The following is a 20,836-nucleotide window of genomic DNA, read 5'->3' on the forward strand; positions in this document are numbered from 1 at the left end:
CATGCGAGGCACGAACGGCATCCCCGTCGCACCGATTCCTTTTTCAAGCACTGCCTTCGGGCAGGAGGCTTCATGCGCAGCTCCCGTTTATTGCTGGCCACTCTGGGCGCGGTCCTTTTGTTGGGCAGTGCCTGTAGTTCGGATGAACCAGAAGTCCCCCACCAGGTGGTCTGCGGCGACGGAAAAAAGGAAGGCGCCGAGCAGTGCGATGACGGCAACACCATCGGCGGCGACGGGTGCGAAGCGGACTGCACCCTCCCCCTCCCCGTTGCGAAGTGTGGCGACGGCAAGAAGGAAGGCGCCGAGGAGTGCGACGACGGCAACACCATTGGCGGCGACGGGTGCGAAGCGGACTGCACCCTCCCCGTTGCGAAGTGTGGCGACGGCAAGAAGGAAGGCGCCGAGGAGTGCGACGACGGCAACACCACTGGCGGCGACGGGTGCGAGGCGGACTGCACGCTCACGCCCACCCAGGCGGCGCAGTGCTGGGACAAGGCTCCCGCGCCGCTGCCGGACGGCGCCACCTGCGCGGTGACGAAGACGGGCACGGCGGGCAAGCTCTTCATCGGCATCGTGCTCAAGGACGGCGAGACGCTGGCGGGCGGCCAGGTGCTGGTGGACGCCCAGGGCGTCATCACCTGCGCCGCGTGCGACTGCTCGCAGGCGGCCGGCGCCGCGAACGCCACGGTGGTGACGTGCCCCACGGGCGTCATCTCGCCGGGCCTCATCAACCCGCATGACCACATCACGTACCCGGGCTCGCCGCTGGCGAGCACCAGCGTGGAGCGCTACGAGCACCGCCACGACTGGCGCACGGGCAACAACAGGCACACCCGGCTGAGCAACCCGTCCAACTCCAAGGCGGACGCGATCCGCTGGTCGGAGCTGCGCCAGGTGATGGCGGGCACCACCTCCATCGCGGGCGCGGGCGGGCAGGCGGGGTTCCTGCGCAACCTGGACGTGTCCGCCACCGCGCAGCAGGAGGGGCTGGCCGTGCCGTTCGCGGACTCGGACACCTTCCCGCTGGGCGACAGCAGCGGCACCACGCTGACGGACACCTGCTCGTACAGCTCGTTCCCGTCCTCGGCGACGCTCACCAGCCGCACGTCCGCGTATATGCCGCACATCGCGGAGGGCATCGCGGCCACGGCGCGCAACGAGTTCCGCTGCCTGTCCGCGGGCGCCGGCAACGTGCTGTTCCCGCGCACGGCCATCATCCACGGCGTGGGCCTCACCGCCCAGGACATCTCGGAGATGGTGGCGCACGGCACGGGCCTCATCTGGTCGCCGCGCTCCAACATCTCGCTGTACGGCGACACCGCGATGGTGACGGCGTACAAGCGGATGGGCGCGTCCATCGCCCTGGGCACGGACTGGATCCGCTCCGGCTCCATGAACCTGCTGCGCGAGCTGCGCTGCGCGGATCACCTCAACACCACGCGCTACGCGAAGACCTTCACGGACGAGGACCTGTGGCGCATGGTGACGGGCAACGCCGCGGACCTGGTGGACGTCTACGCGCGCGTGGGCCGCATCGCCCCGGGCAAGGTGGCGGACCTGGCCATCTTCCGCCTGGGCGCGAACGCGGCCTCGCCGTTCCGCGCGGTCATCGCCGCGGAGCCGGCGGACGTGGTGCTGACGATGCGCGGCGGCAAGCCGCTCTACGGTGACCAGGCGCTGGTGGACGGCCTCAAGGGCACGGACACCTGCGACGCCCTGGCCGTGTGCGGCACCCAGAAGGCCGCGTGCGTGAAGTCGGAGATTGGCAAGACGCTGACGGAGTTCAAGAACTCCACGGACACCCAGGGCCTCTACCCGCTGTTCGCGTGCGGCACCCCGGACAACGAGCCCACCTGCGAGCCTTCGCGCAGCGCGGTGAACACCAGCTTCCCGGTGGCCGCCGTCAACGGCTCCACCGTCTACACGGGCGTGGCGAGCGCGGCGGACGCGGACGCGGACGGCATCGCGGACTCCGTCGACAACTGCCCCACCATCTTCAACCCGGTGCGCCCCATGGACAACGGGCGGCAGCTGGACACGGACGGCGACGGCGTGGGTGACGCGTGCGACCCGTGCCCCCTGGAGGCGGGCACCACCGCGTGCCAGGCCTTCCGCGGCGACGACGACGACCACGACGGCGTGCCCACCTGGAAGGACAACTGCCCCTTCGTGGCCAACGCGGACCAGAAGGACACGGACGGCGACGGCAAGGGCGACGTGTGCGACGGCTGCCCGAACGACGCGAACGCGTGCTCGGTCGCGGACCCGACGGACTTCGACTACGACGGCGTGCTGACCCCGGCTGACAACTGCCCGCTGGTCGCCAACCCGGACCAGAAGGACTCCGACGGTGACGGCGTGGGCGACGCGTGCGACCCGTGCCCGGTGGCCAACGCCGCCGGCACCGCGTGCGTCACCACCGTCTACGACGTGAAGACGACGCCCCGCTTCGGCAACCAGTCGCTGGTGGGCACCAAGGTGGCGGTGGACGACGTGGTCGTGACCGCGCTGGATGCGAAGGTGGACAACGGCTACTGGGTGCAGGTGGCGCACTACCCGGCGGGCAAGGGGGCGGAGAACTCCGGCCTCTTCATCTACAGCGCCAAGTCCGCGGTCGCGGTGGGTGACAACATCCGCGTGGAGGGCTTGCTGAAGGACTACTTCGGGCTCCTGGAGGTGACGGACGCCAAGGTGACGAAGAACAGCGTGGCCAACCCGCTGCCGGCTCCGGTGGTGGTGCGCACGGAGGCCATCCGCACCAACGGCCCGCAGGCGAAGGCGCTGGAGGGCGCGCTGGTGGAGGTGCGCAACGTCTTCAACACCCGCCTGGAGAACACCAAGCGCGAGTTCATCGTGGACGAGAACAAGGCCGGCAACCCGGCGTCCTCGGGCCTGATGGTGGGTGACCAGGCCTTCAACTACCCCACGCAGGTGCTGGGCACGGAGTACACCGCGCTGCGCGGCGTGCTCACGTTCACCTTCAGCGACCACAAGCTGATGCCCCGGAGCGCGGCGGACATGGCCATCCCCCTGCCGCCCCTGCCGGCGCTGACGGCCTTCACGTCCGGCGGCTTCGCGCGCGTGGGCGGCACCCAGGCCATTCCCCAGCCCCTCACCGTGACGATGGCGAACACCTACCCGGTGGACGTCACCGTGACCATCGGCTCCTCCAACGCGGCGTCCCTGGCCGCGGCGGGCGGGCAGGTGGTGATTCCCGCCGGCCAGACCAGCGCCACGGTGGCGCTGGCGGCGAACGCGCCGGCCGCGGCGGTGACCCTCACCGCGACGCTGGGCACGTCCTCCCGGACGGCCACGCTGCGCGTGCTGGGCGCCAACGAGGCGGCCACCGCCACGGACCTCACCCCGGCGACGCAGCAGGTGGCGCCGGGCGGCACCGCGCGCTTCACCGTGACGTTCGACCGGCCGGTGGCGGCGGGCACGACGCTGGACGTGAGCGTGACGCCCGCGGGCTTCGGCGCCGTCAGCGCCCAGGCCGTGACGGCGGACGCGCTGACGGCCACCTTCGACGTGACCGTGGGCGGGGCCAGCACCGGCTCCGGCACGGTGACGCTGGGGGGCATGAGCGCCACGGTGAACGTCATCACGGACGTGCCGCGGCTCTCCTCGCTCACCCCGTCCACCGCCACGGTGAACGCGGGACAGTCGCAGGTGTTCACGGTGTCGCTGGAGTCCGCTCCGGCGCAGGACGTGCAGGTGCTGCTGGCGCTGACCTCGCCGGCCACGCCCTTTGGCGCGCTGTCCGCCACGTCGGTGACGGTGGGCGCGGGCCAGACGACGGCGACGGTGACGTTCACCGCCGCCGCGGACGGGGAGGGGGCGGGCTCGGTGTCCGCCTCGCTCAACGGCCTCACGCGCTCGGCGTCGCTGACCGTGCTGCCTCCGCCCGCGAAGCTCGCGAGCGTCACGCCGGGCGCGGCGTCCGTGACGGTGGGCAAGACGCAGACGTTCACCGTCAACCTGGACCGCAAGGCCCCCGTGGGCGGCGCGGTCGTGGACGTGGCGTTCACGCCCTCGGCGCAGGGCTCGCTGTCGGCCTCGACGGTGACGGTGCCGGAAGGCCAGACGTCTGCCACGGTCGTCTTCACCGCTACGCAGACCCCGGGCTCCGGCCAGCTCACCGCGTCCTACCAGGGCGTGACGCAGCAGGCGGCCGTCACCGTGGCCGCGGCGCAGGGCCACGTCGTCATCAGTGAGTTCTGCGGCGGCACCACCGCCAACGCGTCGGACGAGTTCGTGGAGCTCTACAACCCCACGGACGTGGACGTCGACATGACCGGCTGGAAGCTCCAGTACCGCGCGGCGGGCGCGACCTCGAAGTACGGGCAGTCGTTCACCCTGCCTGCGGGCGCGCGCATCAAGGCGCACGGCTACTACCTGCTGGTCGGCACTGCCTACTCCCAGAGCGCCACCGTGAAGGAGGACGCGACCTATGGGTTTAACACCTCCGCCAGCCCGACGGCTGGCGGCCACGTCCGCCTGGGCACGTCCGCCATCGGTGACGCGGACTACGACGTGAACACCATCGACATGCTGGGCTACGGCACGGCGGCGGCCCCTGAAGGTGGCGCGGGCCACGCCGCTCCGGCGCACCCGGCGTCCGGCGGCAGCCTGGAGCGCAAGGCCCGGGCGACCTCCACCTCCGCCACCATGGCGGTGGGCGGCGAGGATGAATTCGCGGGCAACGGCTACGACTCCGACAACAACGCGTCGGACTTCGTGCCCCGCACCGAGCGCCAGCCGCAGAACTCGTCGAGCCCCATCGAGATGCCGTAGTCCCGGCCTCCCGCCCCGCTCCCCTCACCTGGGGGAGCGGGGATGGAAAGCCTCCCTGAAATGAAAACGCCCGGTCCCTCGCGTGGGGGACCGGGCGTCTGTCTTTCCAGGCCAACCGGCCCGGTGGGTGCAGCGCCTCAGCCCAGGGGGCCTCGCACGTGGAGCCCGCCGGAGAGGATTTGATCCAACGACGCCATCAGCGGGTCGTAGTTCACCGTGCCCCGGTACAGGTTGTGGTGCAGGAGGATGCCCAGGTAGCCGCCAAACATCGTGTGGGCCATGTGCACGGGGTCCACCTCCGGGCGGAACTCATTGCGCTTCTGGCCGTAGCGGATCATCCCCGCCAGCACCGCCACGTAGAGGGAGATCTTCTCCCGCAGCGCCTCCGCCACGCGGTCGTTGGACTCCGCGGACTCGGCGGACAGCATCCCGAAGAAGATGCCGTATTCGCGGTGGTAGCGCAGGAACTGCGACGTGCGCGACACCACGAACACCAGCTGCTCCCGGCCGGACAGGATGCGGCGCTCGGCGAGCAGCGGCGCGAACTCCGCCAGGTAGCGCTGGTGCAGCTCCTCGATGGCCGCCAGCAGCAGGTCTTCCTTGGTGGGGAAGTGCCAGTAAAGCGCGCCCGGTGTCATCCGGATGGCCTTCGCCAGGTCCGACATCGTCGTCGACAAGTACCCCCGCCGGGCGAACAACGTGATGGCGGCCTCCAGGATTTCGATCCGCGTTCGCGCGGCCCGCTCCTGTTTGATTTCGCGCTTCGCAGGTTCCTTGCTCATTTCCAGGTAAATCTACACCTCACGCCGCCAGGAGCGTCACCTTAACGATTTCAGAGGGGGCGGCGACGCGCAGGGGCGGGCCCCAGAAGCCGGTGCCCCGGCTGACGTAGAGGTGGCTGTCGCCGTCCTGGAAGAGGCCGGCGTCGTGCTTCCAGATGGCGGAGACCGCGAGCGTGAAGGGGAAGAACTGCCCGCCGTGGGTGTGCCCGGACAGCTGCAGCCCCATGCCCGCCTTCGCGGCGACATCCCAATTGGATGGTTGGTGCGCGAGCAGCACGGCGGCGCGGTCGCGGTCGCGGCCTTCAATGGCGGCGTCCAGGTTGTAGCCCTGGGGGCCGTTGCGCATGGACCAGTCGTCCACGCCCACCAGGTCGAACGCGCCGCCCGCGTCGCCAAGGGTGACGTGACGATTGCGTAACACGGTGAGGCCCAGGCCGGTGAGCGCGTCCGCCCAGCTGCTCGCGTTCCAGTAGTACTCGTGATTGCCGGTGATGAAGTGGGTGCCCGTGCGCGCCTGGAGGTTCTGGAGCGCCGCGACGGAGTGGCGCAGGTCCTTCACCGTGCCGTCCACCAGGTCGCCGGTGATGACGACGAGGTCCGGCTTGAGCGCGTTGGCCCGCCGCACCAACTCGTCCATGAAGCGCCGCTCGATGATGGGGCCCACGTGGATGTCGCTCATGTGGACGATGGAGAAGCCCTCCAGCGTCTTGGGCAGGCCGGGCAGCCGCACCGCGACTTCGTTGACCACGGGCGGATGGAACGCGCTCCACATGCCGTAGCCGGTGAGGCCACCCGCCGCGAGCACCGCGCTCCCGGCGGTGGCCCGCGCGAGGAACAGCCGGCGCGCTTCATCCACCGGCGGCGCCGCGGGAGCCTGGGGCGGCACGGTGACGGACAGCTCCGTCAGCGACGGCGGTGGGGCAGGGTCCGGCGCGGGCGTGGCGAGCGGCGCGGCGACACCCCGGTGGCCCCGCGTGCGCGCCACCAGCCAGCGCACCGCGCCCAGCAGCGCCAGGGACAGGAGCAGGTAGACGGCGACGCCCATCCACGTCCACGCGGCCACGGCGACGATGAACGCGGAGGGCACCACGCGCGTCACCACCCAGGACAGCAGGAGCGGCAGGCACAGCGCCGTCAGCAGCACCTTGCCGGCGGTGCGCCAGGTGGGGTTCGTGGACGTGTCCCGGAAGAGTCGCCGGTACAGGTAGATGTGGACGTAGACCGACGCGACGCTGACGAGGAGGATGAAGAGGATGATGCGCAACGGGCTTTCCACCATGGGAGGCCCATCCTCGCGCGCGCGCGCCACGGCGCAACCGGCATGCGCGTGAAGAAGCGTGAAGCGTCGGGGGCCTCGACCCGGGAGGCGGGTGGCCGGCTACTTCTGGCGGGTGCCCAGCGCGGCGCCAATCTGCTGCCACTCCTGGGCATAGGTGCCGCGGGAGAAGGCGCGCAGTTCGTCGCCGGTCACCGTGCCGCGGGAGAGCGCCGTGTCGAGCGCCTTCACGATGGCGTTCTTGTGCGGCTGCTCGACGTACGGGTTGTTCTCGCGGAAGACCTCGCCAAAGAGCGTCTCCAGGCGGCCGTCCTGCTTCAGCCGCTCCACGATGCGGTTCTGGGACACGGGCGCGTCCGAGTGCGCGTGCAGCATCGCGGAGGCAATGCCGCTCTGCGCGTCCGCGTCCGGGAACTCCTCCAACAGCCCCAGCTCCATGTCCGCCTGGGCGATGGACTCCGCGTCCGCGGGCGAGGGCGGCGCCTTCACGGCCTGCGTCTGCGTGGGCGTGGGGCGGGACGGAGCGGCGCGCGCGGGCTCGAAGTCGCTGCGGCCCTGGAACGAGCGCACGTTGGCGTTGGCGGGCGTCCGGCCCTGGGCGGCTCCCTGCTTGCTGTCGCGCGTGACGTCGCTCCGCTCGGACCGCTCGAACTCCGAGCGCTTCGAGGGAAGAGACGGGCGGTTGCCACCATCGACGCGAGACATGAGGGGACTCCAGGCGCGGGGGAAGGCCCGTCGCGGTACTCGCGCCGGGTTGCGCACCTACATCCGTTATCGGTCTGTCCTTCCCCCAGGTTGCGTAACCCCCGGGTCCACAAGCCCCGCCCGTCCGCCCGCCTGCCGCGTCAGGAGCCCCTCCCAATCCGGGATCATCCAGCCTTGGCCGCCTTCCGTCCGCGCCAACCCCTTGATTCCCGGGGGCTTTCGTTCCAGGCGGAAATCCAGCCCTTCGCCGCGTCGCGTCAGCCGGCGGGCGAGAAGATTTCTTCCAGACCGGCGGGCAGGCTGGTCTGCCAGGCGGGGTAATTATGGCCTCCGCTGTAGGGCCGGTAGCTCACGCGGTGCCCGGCGGCGTCGAGGATGGGCCGGAGGCGCTGGTTGCCGTCCTGGAGTCCCTCGAAGCGGCCGCAGTCCATCCAGACATGCAGGGGCGGCTGGCCGGTGCGCCGGGCCAGGTCGAAGACGACCAGGTCATTGCCGTCGATGGAGAAGGCGCCGGACTGGGACAGCACGCGGCCGAAGACGCCCGGCAGGCGCTGGGCCACGAAGAGCGCCATCAGGCCGCCCAGCGACGAGCCCAGCACCGCGTGCGCGCCGGGCGTGCGCCGCTCATCCACCAGCGACAGGTGCTCGCGGGCCAGCGACAGCACGTGCTGCTCGAGGAAGCCCACGGTGGCCTCGCTGCACGTGTATTCGAGGGTGCGGGCCGGGCCGCCGTTGGACACGAAGGCCATGGCCACCGGGCGCATGCGGCCCGCGGCGATCAGGTTGTCCACCATCGTGGGCAGCTGGACCCGCTTCAAGTAGTCGTCGCCGTCCAGCACCACCATGAGCGGCACGGGGCCGCGCACGGGCGGCGCGTAGAGGGCCACCGCGCGCTTGCTGCCCATGGCCCACTCGTGCGTCTCCACCTGGTGGCGCGTCACGCGGCCCTTCGGCACGCCGCGCACGCGCCTGCCCAGCGCCGTGGCCTCGCCCTTCGGCATCCAGAAGCAGTGGTTGAAGTCGCCGAAGCCGTTGTCGGAGCGGCGCGGGTTGAACGCGTCGCGCAGGCGGCGGCCCTTCGCGTCCTGGAGCGCGTACTCCACATAGGCGTCCTCGGGCAGCGCCAGCGAGCGCGTCCACAGTCCCTTGCCCACGCGCTCCAGCGGCAGGGGCGCGCCGCGCCAGTCCTGGAAGTCCCCCTGGAGGAAGACGGGGCGGGGGCCCTTCCACACGAAGGTGGCGGTGTCTCCGTCGATGAGCGGCGTGCGCTCCTGGCGCGCGCGGGCTTCCAGCGTCCGGGGGTCATCCATGGGGCGTGCACCTCAGGGTGGGGACAGCAGGTCGCGCAGCGCTCCGGCCAGGTCGGGGTAGCGGAACTGGAAGCCCACCTCCAGCGCGCGGCGGGGCATCACCCGCTGGCCCTCCAGCGCCACGCGCGCCATCTCCCCGAAGCGGGCCTTGAGCACCAGCCCCGGCACCGTCAGCGCCGCGGGCCGCTCCAGCACCGCGCCCAGCGTGTGCGCGAAGGCCGCGTTGGTGACGGGCTCCGGCGACGTGGCGTTCACCGGGCCGGACAGGGTGGGGTGCTCCAGCACGAAGCGCATCAACTGGAAGAGGTCCTCGCGGTGCACCCAGCTGACGTACTGCTGGCCGCTGCCCACCTTCGCGCCCGCGCCCATGCGGAACACCGGCAGCATCCGGTGCAGCACGCCGCCCGCCGGGTGCAGCACCACGCCGATGCGCAGGCGCACCGTGCGGATGCCCGCCTCCTCCGCGCGCAGGGCCTGCGCCTCCCAGTCCTGACACACGTGGGAAAGGAAGTCGTCGCCGGGCGGGTCCTCCTCCGTCAGCGTCCGCGCCGCCCGGTGGCCGCCGTAGTAGCCCACCGCCGACGCGCAGACGAAGTTCCGCACGGTGCCGGCCTGCTTCATGGCCTCCACCAGCACGTGCGTGCCCTCCACGCGGCTGCGGTGGATGTGCTGCTTCGCCTCGTGCGTCCAACGTTGATCCACCGGCGCGCCCGCCAGGTGCACCACGCCCTCCGCCCCCGCGAGCGCGTCCGGCGACAGCGGCGTGCTCCCGTCGAAGAAGGACCCCGTCACCCCAGAAGGCAGGCGGCCGAGCGCGTGTTCCACGTTCCGGCTGAGCACGTGCACGGTGTGGCCGGCCTCCAACAAACCTTGAACAAGGCCTGGACCGAGGAAGCCGGTGGCGCCCGTGCACGTCACCCTCACGGTTGGGCCTCCCCGGTGGGCGCCGGGGTCAGGTCCTGGCCCACCAGCTCCCCGAGCACGGTGAAGAAGCGCTCCTGCTCCTCCGGCTTCATGCGGCCGGAGTAGCGGTAGAGGGGCGAGCCGTCCGCGTCCAGCAGCATCACCGTGGACGTCTTCGTGGGCAGCTTCAATGGCGGCTGGCCCAGGGTGCCCTTCAGGTCCACCAGGATGGGCACGCCAGCCTTCTTCTCTTCGTCACGCACGTACGACAGGGCGATCTCCCGCGCGGGAAAGAAGTCGTATTTCTCCAGATTGGCCACGGCGACGACGAACGCACTCTTCAAGAGTCCCCGCTCGCGTCCCCGAGCGAACAACTCCGCCTTCAACGCGGCGTTGAGTGTCGTGGAGTCCTTGTCCTCGTAGAAGAGGATGACGGGTTTCCCACGCCAGCGCGCCAGTTGGATCCGCTCTCCGCTGGAGGTGCTTAACGTCGCGTCCACCGGCTCCGGATCCGGGGCGCCGCCATGCGCGCTCCCCGCCGCCAGGGTCACCGTCAACGCACCTGTGAGCCATGCCTTCATCGGGAGTCTCCGTGTCCAAGGTTTCCGGTAAACATTGGACATAGTCTTGACAAACTCTGGACGCAAACGCTACCTCTAGGTGAAAAGGCTGCTGCCGTGCTCCCGACTTCGGAGATCCGCTTCATGGCCACCCTGCTTCCCAACGTGCAGCAGAGCTCCGCCGGAGCCGCGTACCCTGAACACGCCTGGCTGCAGCTCGTGCAGGCGCAGGTGGAGGCAGCGCTGGTCCAGTTGTTCGAGCTGCCGGACGAGCAGGCCCTGGACGCACGTTGGACACAGGCGGTGGGGCAGGCGCGGGCCTATGCGCTGCGGCCGGCGAAGCGGCTGAGGCCGGCGCTGGTGCTGGCGGGGCACGGGCTGGCGCGTGGGAGCACCGTGGTGCCGCCAGGGCTGTGGCGCTTCGCCGCGGGGCTGGAGCTGCTGCATACGTTCCTGCTCATCCACGACGACGTGGCGGATCAGGCGGAGCTGCGCCGGGGCGGGCCGGTGCTGCACCGGATGCTCGCTCCGGGGCGTCCGGGCGAGGACCTGGCGGTGGTGATGGGCGACCACCTCTTCGCTCGCTCGCTGGAGGCGATGCTGGAGTCGGGGCTGCCGGGCGCCTCGCGCGTGGCGCGCTACTACCTGGGCGTGTGCAGGCACACGGCCGCCGGGCAGTACCTGGACCTGGACCTGGCGCGCGTGCCGTTGGCGGAGGTGTCGCTCTTCCAGACGCTGCGCGTGGCGCACCTCAAGACGGCGCGCTACGGCTTCAGCGCCCCGCTGGTGTGCGGCGCCATGCTGGGCGGCGCGGACGTGGAGCTCCAGCAGGGACTGGAGCGGGTGGGGCGCGCGGTGGGGCTCGCGTACCAGCTGCGCGATGACCTCATCGGCCTGTTCGGCGACACGGCCGTGGCGGGCAAGGCGTCCGACGGCGACTTCATGCAGGCCAAGCGCACCTTCCCCGTGGTGGCCGCTTACGTGCGCGCCTCGCCCGCTGGCCGGGAGGAATTGGAGCGGCTGTGGGCGCTGCCGGTGGAGTGCAAGGACGACGCGGCGCTCGCCCGAGCGCGGGAGCTGGTGGCGGACTTCGGCGGCCGTGCGGCGTGTGAGCGCGCGGTGGAGCGGGCTTCTCGCTCGGCCCGGCGCTGCCTGCAGGCATTGCCCAACCCCCATGGCTTGAGGGACCTGCTGGACGCCCTCATCGCCCGGCTGTCGCATCGCGCGGCCTGAGGACACCGTCATGAGCGCACAGGGCAGACGGGTGGTGGTGGTGGGCGCGGGGGTGGGAGGACTGGCCGCCGCGGCGAGGCTCGCGCGGCAGGGCTTTGACGTCCAGGTCTTCGAGAAGACGCACGGGCCCGGTGGCCGGTGCAACCAGCTCCAGGTGGATGGCTTCACCTGGGACGTGGGCCCCACCATCGTGCTCATGCCGGAGGTGTTCGAGGAGACCTTCCGCGCGCTGGGCCGCCGCATCGAGGACTACCTCACGCTGCTGCGGTGCGACCCGAACTACCGGGTGCACTTCCGGGACGGCTCGGACATCACCTTCACATCCGAGCTGTGCGCCATGGGGCGTGAGCTGGAGCGAGTGGAGCCGGGCTGCTTCCAGCGCTACCTGGCCTTCATGGCGCAGGGCCGCGAGCAGTACCGCATCAGCCTGGACCACTTCGTGGGCCGCAACTTCGAGGGCGTGAGCGACTACTTCTCCCCCGGGGTGCTGGCGAAGATCTTCAAGGCGCGCGCGCACCGCCGCATGTACGCGGACGTCAGCCGCTTCTTCCGGGACGACCGGCTGCGCGCGGCGATGACGTTCCAGACCATGTACCTGGGCGTGTCTCCCTTCGAGTCGCCCGCGGTGTATGGCCTGTTGCCCTTCACCGAGCTGGGCGTGGGCATCTGGTTTCCGAAGGGGGGCCTGTATGCCATTCCCCTCGCGCTGGAGCGGCTGGCGCGCGAGGAGGGCGTGACGCTGCACTACGGCCGCCCGGTGGAGCGCATCCTCACGGAGGGCGGGCGCACCACGGGCGTGCGGCTCGCGGACGGCGAAGGGGTCTCCGCGGACGCGGTGCTGTGCAACGCGGACCTGCCCTACGCCTACGAGAAGCTGCTGGACCCGAAGGACGCGCCGTTCAAGCGGGGGGAGAAGCTCCGTTACACGTCCAGCGGCTACATGCTCTACCTGGGCATGAAGAAGCGGGTGCCGGGCCTGTTGCATCACAACGTGATGTTCGGCCGGGACTATGCGGGCTCGTTCGACGACATCTTCCAGCGCTTCCGCGTGCCGGAGGACCCCAGCTTCTACATCAACGTGCCCACGCGCACGGATCCATCGCTGGCGCCGGAGGGGAAGGACTCGCTCTACGTGCTGGTGCCGGTGCCGCATCAGCACCCCGGGCTGGACTGGAAGGTGGAGGGCCCGAAGGTGCGCGCGAAGGTGTTCCAGCGTCTGGCGGAGCTGGGCTCCCCGGACCTGGAGGCGGACATCGAGGTGGAGCGCGTCTTCACCCCGGATGACTGGGCGGGCACGTACAACCTGGCGCGCGGCAGCGCGTTCGGGCTGGCGCAGAACTTCTTCCAGATTGGCCCCTTCCGTCCGGCCAACGTGGATCCGCGCGTGAAGAACCTCTTCTTCGTGGGGGCCTCCACGCAGCCGGGCACGGGCCTGCCCACGGTGCTCATCTCCGCGCGGCTCGTCACCGAGCGGCTGACGGCGTGGGCCCGCAAGCAGGGCGTGGCGCTGTCGCCGCGTGAAGGCGCCCGCCCGGTGGAGGTGGCGGCATGACGGCCTCTCCGGCGCTCATCGCGCAGGGATACCGGCGCGCGAAGGCGGTCACGCGCCACCATGCGAAGAGCTTCTTCTTCGCGTCGTACCTCCTCTTCGGACAGCGGCGGAAGGCGGCCTTCGCGCTGTATGCCTTCTGCCGCCGGCTGGACGACCTGGTGGACGCGGGCGAGAGCGCGCTGCCGGGCGAAGCGGCCCTGGACCTGGCGACGCGCCTGGCCCGGGCGCGCGAGCGCGTGGCGGAGGTGTACCTGCCGCTGCCGGAGCTGGCCTCGAAGGAGCTGGGCCCGGTGTCTTCGCGCCAGCCCTCGGTGGACGCGCCGTCGCCGTGGGACCCGAGCGAGTTCGCGGCGCTGCGCCACACCATCCACCACTACCGGATCCCCGAGCAGCCCTTCCAGGACCTCATCTCCGGCATGGAGATGGACCTGACGAAGCTTCGCTACGACACGTGGGAGGAGTTGGACCTGTACTGCTACCGCGTCGCGGGCGTGGTCGGGTTGATGCTCACGCCGGTGCTGGGCTGTGAGGACGCTCGCGCGGTGGAGCCGGCGGCGGACCTGGGCCGCGCGATGCAGCTCACCAACATCCTGCGCGACGTGCGCGAGGACCTGGAGCGCGGCCGGGTGTACCTGCCCTCGGAGGAGTTGCGCGCCTTTGGCATCACCGAGGACGCCTTGCGCGCGGGGCGGGTGGACGCGAAGTGGCGCGACTTCATGCGCTTTCAAATCCAGCGCGCGCGGGCGTACTACGCGCGGGCGGCGGCGGGCGTGCGCTACCTCACCGGCTTTGGCAGTCAGCGCATGGTGCGGCTGATGGGCGCCATCTATGGCGACATCCTGCGCGACATCGAGGCACGGGACTGCGACGTGTTCAGCGGCCGCGCGCACACGACCACGGGGCGCAAGCTGGAGCTGACGGCGAAGGTATTCCTGCGGCCCCGGGCCGCGCTGCCGGAGGCGCCCCTGGCGTTGCCCTCCGCGCCGGTGCCGCTGTTGCCCACGGGCACGGGAGGTCCGCGATGAAGGCCTCGCGCGTGGCGGTGATTGGCGGCGGCATTGGCGGGCTGACGGCCGCGGGCCTGCTGGCGAGGGAAGGGCACGCGGTGACGCTGTTCGAGGGCGGCCCGTCGCTGGGCGGCAAGGCGCAGGCGGTGACGGTGGAGGGGCTCACGTTGGACACGGGGCCCACGCTGCTCACGTTGCCGGCGCTGGTGCGTGACACCTTCGAACAACTGGGCGCGCTGGACCTGCTGCCGCCGTTCACGGAGCTGGAGCCGCAGTGCACCTACCACTTCGCGGACGGGTGCGGCTTCACGGCGTACAAGGACCTGGAGCGCATGGCGGACAGCGCCGCGGAGCTGCGCCCCATCGAGCGCAAGGGCGTGCACTCCTTCTACGCGGAGGCCGCGGCCATCTGGCGCGCGGCGGGGGAGCCCTACCTGGAGGCTCCCTTCGAGGGCATGGCCGGCTTCATGGCGCGCGTGGCCCGCCGGGGCATCGGCGCGATGCTGGCGGGGATGAAGCTGGACACGCTGCACGCGCTGGCGGCGAAGCACTTCCAGACGCACCACCTGCGGCAGTACGTGGGGCGCTTCGCCACCTACGCGGGAGGGTCTCCGTACGCGTCCAGCGCGGCGTTCGCGCTCATCCCGCACATCGAGCATGCGTATGGCGTGCACCATGTGCGCGGCGGTATCGGCGCGTTGGTGGAGGCGCTGGGGCAGGCGGTGCGGCGGCTGGGCGTGACGGTGCACCTGGACACGCGCGCCCGCTTCGAGCGCGTCCCGGGCGGCTACCGCGTGGAGCCCGTCTCGGAGGTGTTCGACAGCGTGGTGGTGAACGCGGATCCGCTGGCGTCGCTGCGCCGGGAGTCGGAGCCGCTGTCGCTGTCCGGCTTCGTCCTGCTCCTGGAGGTGGAGGGGCGCACGCCGGTCCCGCATCACGCGGTGATGTTCGGCGGGGACTACCAGAAGGAGTTCGATGAGCTCTTCGCGGGACAGCTCGCGGCGGACCCCACGGTGTATGTCTGCAACCCGTCCGCCACGGATCCGAGCATGGCGCCGCTCGGGCGCACGGGGTTGTTCGTGATGGTGAACGCGCCGGCCATGCCGTTGGAGGAGGGGCGGGCGGAGCAGGCCCGGCGCGAGTGGGAGTCCCGCGCGGGGCGCGTGCGCGAGCAGATGTTCGAGAAGCTCCTGCGGCACCATCCGGCGTTGAAGGGGCGCGTGCGCGTGGTGGGGCAGCGCTCGCCGGTGGACCTGGCGGCGCGCGGGGCGCCGGGTGGCTCCATCTATGGCTTCCTGCCGCATGGCCGCTTCGGGCCGTTCCGCAGGCCGCGCATCCGGGGCGGTACGCCGGGGCTGTTCTTCGCGGGCGGGGGGACGCATCCAGGCGGCGGGGTTCCGCTGGTGATGCTGTCGGGCCGGTTCGCGGCCCAGATGGCGTCCGCGCACCTGCGGGAGGTCTCATGAAGTCCGTCCTCGCCCAGAGCGTCCTGTCCGCGGCCGCGGAGTCGTGCGCGTTGCCCGCGCTTCCGGACGCGGCGGGGGCGTACCGCTGGTTCTACGCGGACGTGAGCGCCGGGCCGTACAGCGCGGTGTGCATCTTCATGCTCGGGTCGTTGTTCTCGCCGCGCTACTCGGTGGCGGCGCGGCGCGGAGGGCATCCGCTGGCGTACAGCGCGGTGAACTTCGCGCTCTACCACCAGGGTGTGCGCAAGTTGTGGGTGCTGAGCGAGTACCCGCGCGTGGAATTGCAGGGCCCGGGGCGGCTGCGCATTGGCCGCTCCACGTTGACGCACGCGGTGGATGGCTCGGTGCGCATGGAGGTGGAGGACCGGACGGCGCCGTGGGGGCGTCCGGTGCGCGCGAGCCTGACGCTGTGGCCCCTGACGGGGCGGGGCGTGGAGGTGCGGCTCATGCCGGGCCTGCCGCATTACTGGCAGGCCCTGGCGCCCCGGTCGGAGGCCCGGCTGGAGGTGTCCACGTCGGGCGTGACGGCGGAGGGGCTGGGCTACCACGACACGAACCACGGCCAGGAGCTGCTGGGCGCGCGGCTGACGGGGTGGCATTGGGCGCGCACGCACCATGCGAACCACACGGTGGTGGACTACCACCTGCCAGACGGCGTGGCGCCGGTGCGCATGATGGCGGGGCCCTCGGGCGTGGTGTGCGAGCGAGGCCCGAATCCCGAGGCGCGTCCCACGACCCTGACGGGTTGGGGACTGCGCGTCCCTTCGATGCTGCACACGGGCGACGAGGTGGTGGGCACGCCGAGCCTGTTGGAGTCGTCGCCCTTCTACGCGCGCCTGGAGTCCCGGCGGGACACGCTGGACACGATGGGCGAGGTGGCGGACTTCCGCCGCTTCCATTCCCCGTTCATCCGCTGGATGGCGCACTTCCGCACGCGCATGGGAAGGGCGCCATGAGCGCGCTCGGCCTCTTGACGCTCGGGTGGACCGCACTGGCCGGGGGCTTCAGCGCGGTGGCGCTGGCGCGGCTGTATCGCCGTGCGCCCGTGACGGCCGGAGGCCCGCTGCCCTCCGTGCTGCTCCTGCGCCCCGTGGACGCGCCCACGCCGCTGGAGCTGGAGAATCTCGCACGCCCCATCGACTATGCGGGACCTCTGGAGCAGGTGGTGCTGTCTCCCTACCGTCCGCGCCTGGCCGCGGGGGTGCGCTGGCTTCCGAGCGACCCGGTGTGCCCCAACCGAAAGGTGGGCCACCTGCTCTACGCGCTGGGCACGCTGGATGTGCGCGGACGGGCGGTGCTCGCGGTGGACGCGGACGTGGCGGTGACGGGCGCGCTGGTGGAGGGGCTGGCTGCTCCGCTCGCGGCCGGTGCCGCCTTGAGCACCGCCGCTCCCACGCCGGTGGGGGCGGTGGACGTGGCCGGTCGCGCCATGGCCGGGCTGCTTCGCTACACGCACCACAGCTTCCGCGCGCTGCATGCGATGAGCGCGGGCGCTCAGGCCGTGTGCGGCAAGGCGCTCGGGTTGTCGCCGCGTGCGGCGGAGGAGCTGGTCGGACTGTCGGACCACATCGGCGAGGACCTGGAGCTGGCGAAGCGGCTGCACGCGCACGGCCTGGACGTGGCGCTGAGCCCCGCGCCCGCATGGGTGCCTGTGACACACGCGCTGCCCTGGCGTGTGCCACTGGAGCGCTTCACGCGCTGGATGCAGGTGCTCGCGAGCCACCGCCCCGGCCTGTACCCCACCGTGCCGCTGCTCTTCACTCCCACCGTGCCGCTGCTGCTGCTGGCCGCGTGGCTCCATGAGCCCGCCGTATGGCTCGCGGTGGGGGCGCTCGTCGCCGTGCGCACGCTGCTGTCGCTGCGCCTTGCCGCGCTCAGCCGCGTGCCCGACGTCGTGGACACGGCCCATGCGCTGACGGACTGGGTGCAGGGGGAGCTGCTGCTGCTCGCGGCCTTCACGGCCTCGCTGACGCGGCAGGGACGGGTGACCTGGCGCGGCCATACCTACGCGCTGGAGGCTGGGGGACGCATGGTGCGCGTGACACCGCGGTGGAGTGGAGGGCCGGGATGACCTACGCGCGCTTCCTGGGACTCTTCGTCGTCCTGCCCATCCTGCTCCTGCTCGTGCGCTACCGCCGCACGCTGTCATGGCGCGGCCTTGCCCCCATGGGCCTGCTGCTCATCATCGTCTACGCGTCCACGTCTCCGTGGGACAACATGGCCGTGAAGTGGGGCCTGTGGGGCTTCGACCCGGAGCGCATCTGGGGCGTGAAGCTGGGCTACCTGCCGCTGGAGGAGTACCTCTTCTTCGGCCTCCAGACGCTGCTCGTGGGCCTGTGGGCTCGCGACCGGCTGGAGCGCGTGCTGGCGAAGAAGCCATGCGCCGTGCCGCCGGAACAGGAGCCCGTCCGCGCGGAGCGGGCCCTGGAGCCTTCCGAGGTGTCGCCATGATGGAGACGCGCTGGGCGTACCTCATCCACCTGCTGGCCTGGACGCTGCCGGTGATTGCCATTCAACTGGTGGCGCTCGTGATTCACTACAAGGGCCGCTCGGGCGAGGTGCTGCGCGCGGTGCTGCCCCCGGCGTTCGTCATCGGCGTGTACCTGTCCGTCGCGGACCACCTGGCCATCTCCACCGGCATCTGGAACTTCGGCGAGGGCCGCCACATCGGCGTGTACGTGGGCGCCGTGCCGCTGGAGGAGATCCTCTTCTTCCTCATCACGAGCGTGCTGGTGTCGCTGGGGCTCGCGCTGTTCACGGCGCTCCTGCGGCGCAAGGAGGCCCGGGCGTCTTGATTCGCGCGGCCAAGGGTGGGCCCTTCGGGTGGGCGGTGGACCGGTACATCGGGTGGAAGGTCCGCTCGACGTTCCGCGGCCTGTGGGTGCGCGGCGAGCTGCCCGCTGACGGCGTGGGGCGGATCGTCTATCTGAACCACACCAACTGGTGGGACGGCTTCGTGCTGCACCAGCTCTGCCAGGTGGCGGGCTGGGACGGCTACTGCCTCATGGACGAGGACAACCTGCGCCGCTATCCCTTCCACGCGAAGATGGGCGCCTTCAGCATCCGCAGGCAGGACGCGATGTCGTCCCTGTCCTCGCTGCGGTACGCGAAGGAGTTGCTGCGCAAGCCGAACGCGGCCGTGTGTGTCTTTCCAGAGGGTGAACACCGGCCCTTCGGCGTCCTGCCGCTCAAGCTGGAGCGCGGCGTGGAGCTGCTGGCCCGCGCGGCGAAGGCGGAGTGCGTCCCCATCGCCATCCGCTATGCCTTCTTCGAGCACGAGCGGCCGGACGTGTTGCTGGAGGTGGGCGCGGTCCATGAGGCCGGACCGCTGGCGCGCTTCCAGGGCGGGCTGGAGACGGTGGTGCGGCGCGTGTCCGAAGCCACCCGCCTGGAGGGCTTCACGCGGAAGGTCGCGGGGGCGCGCGGCGTGGCGGAGCGCTGGGACCGCGCGAGAGGCCTGGGCCCATGAGCCTGCGCATCCGTACCATCGCCCGGCTCACCGGCATCCGCGAGGCCACGCTGCGCGCCTGGGAGCGCCGCTATGGCTTTCCCCGCCCGGAGCGCAGCGAGAACAACTACCGCGTCTATTCACGCGACGAGCTGGAGGCCGTCCGCCGCGTGGCGAAGCTGGTGGAAGAGGGCCTCTCGGTGAGCGAGGCTGTCGCCCAGATGCGCGACGAGCCCCGGACGTCCGTCCCGCCGGAGGCGCGGCACCTGGAGCGCTTCTGGGCGGCGGTGATGGTGCTGGACTCGGAGGGGGCGGACGCGGCGCTGTCCGAGGCCCAGGTGGGCCTGGACGCCATCACCTGCTGCGACACCGTCCTCGTTCCATTGCTGCGGGACATGGCCTCGCGCCTGGACGTGGCGCGCGAGCACATGGCGTCCGCGTTGGTGCGGCATCGGCTGCGCATGCTGCTGGCGGGGATGGAGCGCGTGGAGGAGGGGCCCCGGGGGCTCCTGGCGTGTCCGGAGCGGGACCACCACGAGGGTGGGCTGCTCGCGCTGGGCGTGCACCTCAAGGCGCGGGGCTGGCGGGTGACGTTGCTGGGCGCGGACACGCCCGCGGAGGCGTTGCAGGGGGCCTGCCGGCAGGTGCGGCCGGACGTGGTGGCGCTGTCGTTCATCCGCCGCCGGGATGCGGAGGACTTCGCCTCGGTATTGTCCGACGCGATGCATGCGTGCGCGCCCGCGCCAGTGGTGGTAGGCGGGCCCGGGGCGCGGGAGCACCTGAAGATGCTGTTCACCCTGGGCGCGCAGTACGCGGAGTCCGCGGAGGAGCTCATCGCCGTCTGGCAGCAGGCGCGAAACGCGCAGAATCGACCGTGAAGCACGCACACCATGGCTGAGCGCACCTATCGCATCCACATCGCCGCGGAGCTGTCAGGGGTCCGCGTGGAGCTCATCCGGGCCTGGGAGCGCCGCTACGGGGTGCTCGCGCCGGAGCGCACGCCCGCGGGCTACCGCGTCTACACCGACCGCGACGTGGCCCTGCTCAAGCGGCTCAAGGCGCTCACGGACGAGGGCGTGTCCATCAGCGAGGCGGCGAAGCTCTTGCCCCAGCTGCGCGCCGAACTGGAGGTGGCGCCTCCGCCCACCGTCAAGAGCCCCGAGGCGCGGACCGGGTCGCAGCTGGAGGCCTGGCGCGCGGCGGTGATGGCCGCGGCCGAGGCGTATGACCAGCCTCGCGTCGTGCGCGTCCTGGATGAAGTGCTGGCTTCGCTGCCGCCCTTGAGGGCCTTCGAGGACGTGCTGGTGCCGGTGCAGCGCGAGGTGGGCGAGCGGTGGCACGCGGGGGCCCTCACGGTGGCGCAGGAGCACCTGGTGACGCAGGTGGTGCGCGAGCGGCTGGTGAGCCTGCTGCACGGCTCGCCGCGGGGAGGACGCAGGCACGCGGTGCTCGCGTGCTTCCCGGAGGAGGAGCACGAACTCGGCCTGCTGGGCGCGGCGCTGCGGCTGCGGTACGCGGGCCTGCGCGTGACGCTGCTGGGGCAGCGCGTGCCGGCGGAGGGGCTGGGCGAGACGGTGGCGCGGTCACGGCCAGACGTGGTGGGCCTGTCGGCGGTGACCAACCGGGGCGCCGCGGTGTTCGAGGACGTCCTCAGGCGCACCCAGGATGCGCTGCCCGGGGGCCTGCCCCTCTGGGTGGGGGGGCCCGCCGCCCAGGCGCACGCGGACGTGTGCGAGCGCCTGGGCGTGAGGCTCTTCACCCGCGAGGACGACTGGGCGCGGATGGCGGGCTGACGTCCGC

At 71.5% G+C, this 20,836-nt stretch carries 18 protein-coding genes; 12 read left to right on the plus strand and 6 right to left on the minus strand.

All coding sequences use genetic code 11. From position 1 onward, the window contains the following. Positions 1–72 precede the first annotated feature (72 nt). Positions 73–4,794, plus strand: a complete 4,722-nt coding sequence (locus KYK13_RS03740) for a lamin tail domain-containing protein (RefSeq protein WP_223642019.1) — start codon at positions 73–75, stop codon at positions 4,792–4,794. A gap of 137 nt (positions 4,795–4,931) precedes the next feature. On the opposite strand, the gene KYK13_RS03745 is transcribed toward KYK13_RS03740, so the two are convergent. The 6 genes from KYK13_RS03745 to KYK13_RS03770 all read right to left on the minus strand — a co-directional run bounded on the left by KYK13_RS03745 (position 4,932) and on the right by KYK13_RS03770 (position 10,351). After that, on the minus strand, positions 4,932–5,576 hold the full coding sequence (locus tag KYK13_RS03745) for a TetR/AcrR family transcriptional regulator (protein WP_223642020.1): 645 nt from the start codon (positions 5,574–5,576) through the stop codon (positions 4,932–4,934). 19 nt (positions 5,577–5,595) lie between these two features. Further along, positions 5,596–6,855 carry a metallophosphoesterase gene (locus KYK13_RS03750; RefSeq protein ID WP_223642022.1) on the minus strand — a complete coding sequence of 420 codons (1,260 nt, stop codon included), beginning with the start codon at positions 6,853–6,855 and terminating at the stop codon, positions 5,596–5,598. Positions 6,856–6,954: 99 nt separating this feature from the next. Next, positions 6,955–7,557 carry a hypothetical protein gene (locus KYK13_RS03755; RefSeq protein WP_223642024.1) on the minus strand — a complete coding sequence of 201 codons (603 nt, stop codon included), beginning with the start codon at positions 7,555–7,557 and terminating at the stop codon, positions 6,955–6,957. 257 nt (positions 7,558–7,814) lie between these two features. Further along, positions 7,815–8,867: an alpha/beta hydrolase-fold protein gene (locus tag KYK13_RS03760; RefSeq protein ID WP_223642026.1), complete on the minus strand. Its 1,053-nt coding sequence runs from the start codon at positions 8,865–8,867 to the stop codon at positions 7,815–7,817. A 12-nt stretch (positions 8,868–8,879) separates the two neighbouring features. Further along, complete coding sequence (locus KYK13_RS03765) at positions 8,880–9,791, minus strand: TIGR01777 family oxidoreductase (protein ID WP_223642028.1); 912 nt, start codon at positions 9,789–9,791, stop codon at positions 8,880–8,882. Continuing rightward, on the minus strand, positions 9,788–10,351 hold the full coding sequence (locus tag KYK13_RS03770; RefSeq protein ID WP_223642030.1) for a hypothetical protein: 564 nt from the start codon (positions 10,349–10,351) through the stop codon (positions 9,788–9,790). The genes KYK13_RS03765 and KYK13_RS03770 overlap by 4 nt, the downstream gene beginning before the upstream one ends. A 123-nt stretch (positions 10,352–10,474) precedes the next feature. Here KYK13_RS03770 and KYK13_RS03775 point away from each other — a divergent pair, with 123 nt between their 5' ends. From KYK13_RS03775 to KYK13_RS03825, 11 genes are read left to right on the plus strand one after another with little or no spacing between them, the layout of a single operon-like run. Continuing rightward, on the plus strand, positions 10,475–11,563 hold the full coding sequence (locus KYK13_RS03775; RefSeq protein ID WP_223642032.1) for a polyprenyl synthetase family protein: 1,089 nt from the start codon (positions 10,475–10,477) through the stop codon (positions 11,561–11,563). A gap of 10 nt (positions 11,564–11,573) precedes the next feature. Beyond that, a complete protein-coding gene (locus tag KYK13_RS03780; protein ID WP_223642033.1) occupies positions 11,574–13,115 on the plus strand; it encodes an NAD(P)/FAD-dependent oxidoreductase in 1,542 nt (513 codons plus the stop codon). Then, positions 13,112–14,140, plus strand: coding sequence for a phytoene/squalene synthase family protein (locus KYK13_RS03785; RefSeq protein WP_223642035.1), 1,029 nt, complete (start codon positions 13,112–13,114; stop codon positions 14,138–14,140). Before KYK13_RS03780 ends, KYK13_RS03785 begins: the two co-directional genes overlap by 4 nt. Continuing rightward, a complete protein-coding gene (locus KYK13_RS03790; RefSeq protein ID WP_223642036.1) occupies positions 14,137–15,588 on the plus strand; it encodes an NAD(P)/FAD-dependent oxidoreductase in 1,452 nt (483 codons plus the stop codon). The genes KYK13_RS03785 and KYK13_RS03790 overlap by 4 nt, the downstream gene beginning before the upstream one ends. Beyond that, complete coding sequence (locus tag KYK13_RS03795) at positions 15,585–16,544, plus strand: carotenoid 1,2-hydratase (protein ID WP_223642037.1); 960 nt, start codon at positions 15,585–15,587, stop codon at positions 16,542–16,544. Before KYK13_RS03790 ends, KYK13_RS03795 begins: the two co-directional genes overlap by 4 nt. Then, the gene (locus KYK13_RS03800) at positions 16,541–17,659 is read left to right on the plus strand and encodes a glycosyltransferase (RefSeq protein WP_223642038.1); all 1,119 of its coding nucleotides are present in this window, start codon (positions 16,541–16,543) and stop codon (positions 17,657–17,659) included. The genes KYK13_RS03795 and KYK13_RS03800 overlap by 4 nt, the downstream gene beginning before the upstream one ends. Continuing rightward, the gene (locus tag KYK13_RS03805) at positions 17,656–18,039 is read left to right on the plus strand and encodes a lycopene cyclase domain-containing protein (RefSeq protein WP_223642039.1); all 384 of its coding nucleotides are present in this window, start codon (positions 17,656–17,658) and stop codon (positions 18,037–18,039) included. The genes KYK13_RS03800 and KYK13_RS03805 overlap by 4 nt, the downstream gene beginning before the upstream one ends. Next, entirely contained in the window at positions 18,036–18,383 is a 348-nt protein-coding gene (locus KYK13_RS03810) for a lycopene cyclase domain-containing protein (RefSeq protein WP_223642040.1), read from the plus strand. Before KYK13_RS03805 ends, KYK13_RS03810 begins: the two co-directional genes overlap by 4 nt. Beyond that, positions 18,380–19,057 (plus strand): lysophospholipid acyltransferase family protein, encoded by a 678-nt coding sequence (locus KYK13_RS03815; RefSeq protein WP_223642041.1) that lies wholly within the window; start codon positions 18,380–18,382, stop codon positions 19,055–19,057. The genes KYK13_RS03810 and KYK13_RS03815 overlap by 4 nt, the downstream gene beginning before the upstream one ends. Then, on the plus strand, positions 19,054–19,914 hold the full coding sequence (locus tag KYK13_RS03820) for a MerR family transcriptional regulator (RefSeq protein ID WP_223642043.1): 861 nt from the start codon (positions 19,054–19,056) through the stop codon (positions 19,912–19,914). Before KYK13_RS03815 ends, KYK13_RS03820 begins: the two co-directional genes overlap by 4 nt. Positions 19,915–19,926: 12 nt before the next feature. Further along, the gene (locus tag KYK13_RS03825; protein ID WP_223642045.1) at positions 19,927–20,829 is read left to right on the plus strand and encodes a MerR family transcriptional regulator; all 903 of its coding nucleotides are present in this window, start codon (positions 19,927–19,929) and stop codon (positions 20,827–20,829) included. Positions 20,830–20,836: the final 7 nt, after the last annotated feature.

Source organism: Corallococcus sp. EGB, from assembly GCF_019968905.1.
In the GTDB taxonomy this organism is placed as follows: Bacteria; Myxococcota; Myxococcia; order Myxococcales; family Myxococcaceae; genus Corallococcus.

What these genes read in the sequence shown, in the direction of transcription:
- KYK13_RS03740 (WP_223642019.1), top strand. Translation starts at nt 73, where the DNA reads ATGCGCAGCTCCCGTTTATTGCTGGCCACTCTGGGCGCGGTCCTTTTG.
- KYK13_RS03745 (WP_223642020.1), bottom strand. Translation starts at nt 5,576, where the DNA reads ATGAGCAAGGAACCTGCGAAGCGCGAAATCAAACAGGAGCGGGCCGCG.
- KYK13_RS03750 (WP_223642022.1), bottom strand. Translation starts at nt 6,855, where the DNA reads ATGGTGGAAAGCCCGTTGCGCATCATCCTCTTCATCCTCCTCGTCAGC.
- KYK13_RS03755 (WP_223642024.1), bottom strand. Translation starts at nt 7,557, where the DNA reads ATGTCTCGCGTCGATGGTGGCAACCGCCCGTCTCTTCCCTCGAAGCGC.
- KYK13_RS03760 (WP_223642026.1), bottom strand. Translation starts at nt 8,867, where the DNA reads ATGGATGACCCCCGGACGCTGGAAGCCCGCGCGCGCCAGGAGCGCACG.
- KYK13_RS03770 (WP_223642030.1), bottom strand. Translation starts at nt 10,351, where the DNA reads ATGAAGGCATGGCTCACAGGTGCGTTGACGGTGACCCTGGCGGCGGGG.
- KYK13_RS03775 (WP_223642032.1), top strand. Translation starts at nt 10,475, where the DNA reads ATGGCCACCCTGCTTCCCAACGTGCAGCAGAGCTCCGCCGGAGCCGCG.
- KYK13_RS03780 (WP_223642033.1), top strand. Translation starts at nt 11,574, where the DNA reads ATGAGCGCACAGGGCAGACGGGTGGTGGTGGTGGGCGCGGGGGTGGGA.
- KYK13_RS03785 (WP_223642035.1), top strand. Translation starts at nt 13,112, where the DNA reads ATGACGGCCTCTCCGGCGCTCATCGCGCAGGGATACCGGCGCGCGAAG.
- KYK13_RS03790 (WP_223642036.1), top strand. Translation starts at nt 14,137, where the DNA reads ATGAAGGCCTCGCGCGTGGCGGTGATTGGCGGCGGCATTGGCGGGCTG.
- KYK13_RS03795 (WP_223642037.1), top strand. Translation starts at nt 15,585, where the DNA reads ATGAAGTCCGTCCTCGCCCAGAGCGTCCTGTCCGCGGCCGCGGAGTCG.
- KYK13_RS03800 (WP_223642038.1), top strand. Translation starts at nt 16,541, where the DNA reads ATGAGCGCGCTCGGCCTCTTGACGCTCGGGTGGACCGCACTGGCCGGG.
- KYK13_RS03805 (WP_223642039.1), top strand. Translation starts at nt 17,656, where the DNA reads ATGACCTACGCGCGCTTCCTGGGACTCTTCGTCGTCCTGCCCATCCTG.
- KYK13_RS03810 (WP_223642040.1), top strand. Translation starts at nt 18,036, where the DNA reads ATGATGGAGACGCGCTGGGCGTACCTCATCCACCTGCTGGCCTGGACG.
- KYK13_RS03820 (WP_223642043.1), top strand. Translation starts at nt 19,054, where the DNA reads ATGAGCCTGCGCATCCGTACCATCGCCCGGCTCACCGGCATCCGCGAG.
- KYK13_RS03825 (WP_223642045.1), top strand. Translation starts at nt 19,927, where the DNA reads ATGGCTGAGCGCACCTATCGCATCCACATCGCCGCGGAGCTGTCAGGG.